Origin of the sequence: Streptomyces sp. NPDC058525 (assembly GCF_042719495.1) — a bacterium.
Classification (GTDB): domain Bacteria; phylum Actinomycetota; class Actinomycetes; order Streptomycetales; family Streptomycetaceae; genus Streptomyces.
In genome coordinates, this window is the sequence record NZ_JBHXNP010000199.1 from 1 (window position 1) to 4,494 (window position 4,494).

Annotated in this window: 6 protein-coding genes and 1 pseudogene; 6 read left to right on the forward strand and 1 reads right to left on the reverse strand. The window is 72.5% G+C overall.

The genetic code is table 11. From position 1 onward, the window contains the following. The 6 genes and pseudogenes from ACFWP3_RS41560 to ACFWP3_RS41585 all read left to right on the forward strand — a co-directional run. A pseudogene (locus ACFWP3_RS41560) lies at nucleotides 1-174 on the forward strand (ABC transporter ATP-binding protein); the annotation flags it as partial. Further along, nucleotides 161-1,063, forward strand: coding sequence for an ABC transporter permease (locus tag ACFWP3_RS41565; protein WP_384232128.1), 903 nt, complete (start codon nucleotides 161-163; stop codon nucleotides 1,061-1,063). The pseudogene ACFWP3_RS41560 and the gene ACFWP3_RS41565, both read left to right, overlap by 14 nt. A 21-nt stretch (nucleotides 1,064-1,084) precedes the next feature. Further along, nucleotides 1,085-1,882, forward strand: coding sequence for a formylglycine-generating enzyme family protein (locus ACFWP3_RS41570; RefSeq protein WP_384232131.1), 798 nt, complete (start codon nucleotides 1,085-1,087; stop codon nucleotides 1,880-1,882). 61 nt (nucleotides 1,883-1,943) lie between these two features. Continuing rightward, nucleotides 1,944-2,102, forward strand: a complete 159-nt coding sequence (locus ACFWP3_RS41575; protein WP_384232133.1) for a hypothetical protein — start codon at nucleotides 1,944-1,946, stop codon at nucleotides 2,100-2,102. A 111-nt stretch (nucleotides 2,103-2,213) separates the two neighbouring features. Continuing rightward, complete coding sequence (locus ACFWP3_RS41580) at nucleotides 2,214-3,119, forward strand: glutathione S-transferase C-terminal domain-containing protein (protein WP_384232135.1); 906 nt, start codon at nucleotides 2,214-2,216, stop codon at nucleotides 3,117-3,119. A gap of 51 nt (nucleotides 3,120-3,170) precedes the next feature. After that, nucleotides 3,171-4,211, forward strand: coding sequence for an AraC family transcriptional regulator ligand-binding domain-containing protein (locus ACFWP3_RS41585; RefSeq protein WP_384232136.1), 1,041 nt, complete (start codon nucleotides 3,171-3,173; stop codon nucleotides 4,209-4,211). Nucleotides 4,212-4,284: 73 nt separating this feature from the next. Here the strand turns inward: ACFWP3_RS41585 and ACFWP3_RS41590 are convergent. After that, the coding region (locus ACFWP3_RS41590) for a transglycosylase SLT domain-containing protein (RefSeq protein WP_384232138.1) at nucleotides 4,285-4,494 on the reverse strand (210 nt) is incomplete at its 5' end.

A 4,494-nucleotide genomic window follows, 5' to 3' on the forward strand; every position in this document is an offset into this window, starting at 1 on the left:
GTGCGCCTCGCCCAGCGCGTGGTCCTGCTCTCCTCACGGCCCGGCCGGGTCGCCAGGGAATGGACCGTGGACATCCCCCAGCCGCGCCGCATCGAGGACGCGGACGTGGCGGAACTGTCCCTCGAGATCACTGAACACCTGCGTGGGGAGATCCGCCGCCATGGCCAGCACTGACACCACCGCGAAGGTCGCGGGCAAGGGCGGACAGGACGACCTCGCGGGCCTGGAGGCCGGCCTGGACGCCCTGGACGCGGTCCAGACCCACCGCACGCCGCTGCGCGAGATCCTCCTGAAGAAGGTCCTGCCGCCGGTCCTGGCCATCAGCCTGGTGCTCCTGGTGTGGCAGGTGCTCGTCTCGCTGAAGGTCACCGAGGAGACCAAGCTGCCCGCGCTGTCCGCGGTGTGGGACAGCCTGGCCGACATGTGGCTCAAGGGCACCCTGCTCGAAGTCATCTGGACCAGCGTCTCCCGCGGCCTCCTCGGCTTCCTCCTCGCCCTGGCGATCGGCACCCCGCTCGGACTGCTCGTCGCCCGCGTCAAGTTCGTCCGCGCCGCGATCGGCCCCATCCTCCAAGGCCTGCAATCCCTGCCCTCCGTCGCCTGGGTACCCCCCGCCGTCCTCTGGTTCGGCCTCAACGACGCCATGATGTACACGGTCATCCTCCTCGGAGCCGTCCCCTCCATCGCCAACGGCCTCGTCTCCGGCATCGACCAGATCCCCCCGCTCTACCTCCGCGCCGGCCGCACCCTCGGCGCCACCGGACTCCACGGCGCCCGCCACATCGTCATGCCCGCCGCCCTCCCCGGCTACCTCGCCGGCCTCAAGCAGGGCTGGGCCTTCTCCTGGCGCTCCCTCATGGCCGCCGAAATCATCGCCAGCTCCCCCGACCTCGGCCTCGGCCTCGGCCAACTCCTCGAAAACGGCCGCAACAACATCGACCTCCCCGGCGTCTTCCTCGCCATCATCCTCATCCTCGTCGTCGGCATCGCCATCGACCTCCTCATCTTCAGCCCCCTCGAACGCCGGGTCCTGCGCACCCGCGGCCTCCTGGTCGGAAGCTGAAGGGACACGGACGGACCCGCCATGCACACCTGTTGCGCCCCGGGACACGGCGACGCCACCGCCCTCGCGCTCTCCTCGGCGCCGCCGCCCCGTGCCGCCGCCGCGCAGCAGGCCGACCGGGGGCTGATCGAACTGCCGGGCGGGCGCTTCCTCATGGGCACCGACGACCCCGACGGCTTCCCGGCGGACGGTGAGGGGCCGGTACGCGAAGTCGCCGCCGTGTCGCCGCCCGTGGCCGCGGTCTCCTGGTGGCGGGCCGTCCCCGGCTCGAGCTGGCGCCGACCGGAGGGCGCCGGGTCGTCCGTCACCGCCCGCCAGGACCACCCCGTAGTGCACGTCTCGTGGAACGACGCCCAGGCGTACTGCGCCTGGTCCGGGACCCGGCTGCCCACCGAGGCCGAATGGGAGTACGCGGCCCGCGGCGGCCTCGAACAGCGGCGCTACCCGTGGGGCGACGACCTCACGCCGGGCGGCCGGCACATGTGCAACATCTGGCAGGGCGACTTCCCCACCCTCAACACCGCGGACGACGGCTACGAGGGCACGGCGCCGGCGGATTCCTTCCACCCCAACGGCTTCGGCCTACACAACGTCGTCGGCAACGTATGGGAATGGTGCGCCGACTGGTTCGGGCCCGGAACCAGCCGTGTGATGCGCGGCGGCTCCTACCTCTGCCACGACTCGTACTGCAACCGCTACCGCGTCGCGGCCCGCAGCTCCAACACGCCCGACAGCTCCACCGGCAACATCGGATTCCCGCGTGGCCGCGGACGCCGGCGCGGCGCCGGAATGACACCCGTGGTCCACCCGCGGTCTTGACAGCGTCCCGACACGCATCGAGACTCCAGATCGGCGAATCCTGGTGAACCGGTAGGGAATCATGGGCTGCTCCGCACTGGACCGCGGCACCGACGGCGAACACACCGCCGTGCTGCCGCTGCCGCTGCTGACGTCCCGCCGCCACATCGACCTTCTGCGCGTGTGCAGTGCGGCGAGTCCCCTGCACCCTGGCGGCCGGCCCGCGTCCGCCCGCTCCTGATCCTCCGCGCGCCCGCCCTCCGCGCACTCACCCCCCGGGGTCCCGGCCGCGCCGAGCCGTGGCAGACCGTCACCGTCGTACGCCCGTGACAGAGAACTCCCAGGGAGACGCATGTCCGCCCCTTCGTCGAACGCCGTGCCCTCGCCGTCCTTCCGGAGCAGGATCGGCCGTGACGCGCGCAGCGGCTACCCGGCCGTGCCGCACCGCTACCGGCTCCACCTCGCGCTGTCCTGTCCGCGCTGTCTGCAGATCGCGATCACGCACAGCCTGCTGGGGCTGGCGGACGCCCTCCCGCTGACGATGCTCCCCGCCGTGCCCGACGCGCCCGACGGCGGGTACGCGGCGCTGCGTCCGCTGTACGAGGCGAGTTCGCACCAGCACCCCGGCCCGGCGGTGGCGCCGGTGCTCAGCGACGGCTGGACCGGCCGGATCGTCAGCACGCACGCCGCCGACATCCTCCAGGACCTGAGCCGGCGGTTCGGCGCCTCCGGCCCCCGTCTGTACCCGGAGGGCGCCGACGAACAGCTCGCGGCCGTCGCCCGGCTCTGCGAGCAGGGCATCAACGCCGCGGCGCAGCGCGCCGGCCGGGCCCGCATCGACGCGGCGGCGCGCGGCACCGCGCTCGCCACCCTGCTGCGCGGGCTGGACGCCCTGGAGCAGCGCCTGTCCTCCTCTCCGCACGTGCTCGGCGGGGAACTCACGGCCGCGGACGTGCAGGTGTGGGTGACGCTGGTGCAGCTGGACACGGTGCACCGCTGGCACCTGGACGCCGCTGCGGTGTACCGGATCACCGACCATCCGCATCTGTGGTCGTACGCGCGACGGCTGGCGGCGCATCCCGCCTTCGCGCCCCACCTCGACCTGGACGGCATCGCGCGCAGGCACCACGCGCACTGCCGGGGCAAGGAGGCCGCCGGTGCGGCGGTACGGATCGTGGACTGGGCACGGCACGCGCCGCGCGGCTCCACCGTGGTGGAGGCGGCCGGCGTGCCCCGTGACGAGGGGTCCCGCCACTGAAACGGAGGGCTCGAATACCAGTTCGCCGCAGCTGGTAGCCTCGGCCTTCCTATGCAGTCCTCCGTCATCAACGGCACGGTTTCGGCCCACCTCACACGTTCCCTCGTCGGCGCGATGACCGGTGCGGACACCGGCAGGCTCGCCCGCCTGCCGGACCTCGCCCCCGAGGTCCTGACCGACGATCTGGCCAGAGTCTCGACCCCGTCGCTCCTGACGGTCTGGGAGAACCTGGTCCTGCTGGAACCGCACACGCTCATCGGCCCCCTGATCCTCGAGGACGCCCCGATCGGCACCTTCGGCCTCTGGGACTACCTCATCACCACCGGGGCCACCCTGCGCGAGTCGCTCACACAGGCCGTGGACCTCCTCGCCGTCATCGGCGATCCGGCCGCGGAGAAGCTGATCGTGGAGGAGGACGGGCGGCACTTCACCGTCCGGCACGCCACGGGCACGTGGGGGCCGGACCTGGTGCAGGCGGTCGACCTGTTCGCGCTCTCGCTCTTCCTGACCCGGGCGCGGGCCGCGGCCGGCCGCCACATCGTCCCGTCCCGCGTCACCATCACCCACCGCCCGCCGCGGCAGGCCCGGCAGCTGTCCGGACTCTTCGGCACGGACCGGATCCAGTACGACGCCCCGTACAACTCGATCTCGTTCAGCGAGGACGACGTGCACGCCCCGCTGCCGAAGGCGCAACCGGGCATGGACCGGATCCTGGCGCACCACGCGGAACTGGTGCTGGCATCGTCCCGGCCGGTACTGGGGTGGCAGGACCGCTTCCGGGCGGCGCTGACCGCGGCCTTCCAGGAGGACGCCGTGAGCCTGGAGAACGTGGCGCAGCGTCTGACGATGAGCCCCCGTACGCTCCAGCGGCGGCTGGCCGAGTACGACACGACCTGGCGCGCACAGGTCGAGTCCGTACGGCACGAGCACACCATGGACCTGCTGCGCTCCACCGACCTGCCGCTGGACTCGATCGCGGACCGGGTCGGGTACAGCGACGCCCGGGCCCTGCGGCGTGCGGTGCACCGCTGGCAGGGACAGGCCCCGCGCGACGTCCGCCGGGCACCGCGCCGGGCGCCGTCCGCCGGCTGACCGGATACGCGAAGACGCCCGGCCGGGAGATCCCGGCCGGGCGTCTTGCGTGGGTCTGCTGCCTGCTGGTGGCTTAGTACCAGTGGTTGGCGGACCAGAAGTTCCAGGCGCCGACGGGGCTGCCGTAGCGCTCGTTCATGTACTTGAGGCCCCACTTGATCTGGGTGGCCGGGTTGGTCTTCCAGTCCGAGCCCGCCGAGGCCATCTTCGAGGCCGGCAGGGCCTGGACCAGGCCGTACGCGCCGGAGGAGGAGTTCGTGGCGGTGTAGTCCCAGCCGCTCTC

Bases quoted from the DNA above. Each gene is read 5' to 3' on its own strand.
- ACFWP3_RS41570 (WP_384232131.1), top strand. From the start codon at position 1,085: ATGCACACCTGTTGCGCCCCGGGACACGGCGACGCCACCGCCCTCGCG.
- ACFWP3_RS41575 (WP_384232133.1), top strand. From the start codon at position 1,944: ATGGGCTGCTCCGCACTGGACCGCGGCACCGACGGCGAACACACCGCC.
- ACFWP3_RS41585 (WP_384232136.1), top strand. From the start codon at position 3,171: ATGCAGTCCTCCGTCATCAACGGCACGGTTTCGGCCCACCTCACACGT.
- ACFWP3_RS41580 (WP_384232135.1), top strand. From the start codon at position 2,214: ATGTCCGCCCCTTCGTCGAACGCCGTGCCCTCGCCGTCCTTCCGGAGC.
- ACFWP3_RS41565 (WP_384232128.1), top strand. From the start codon at position 161: ATGGCCAGCACTGACACCACCGCGAAGGTCGCGGGCAAGGGCGGACAG.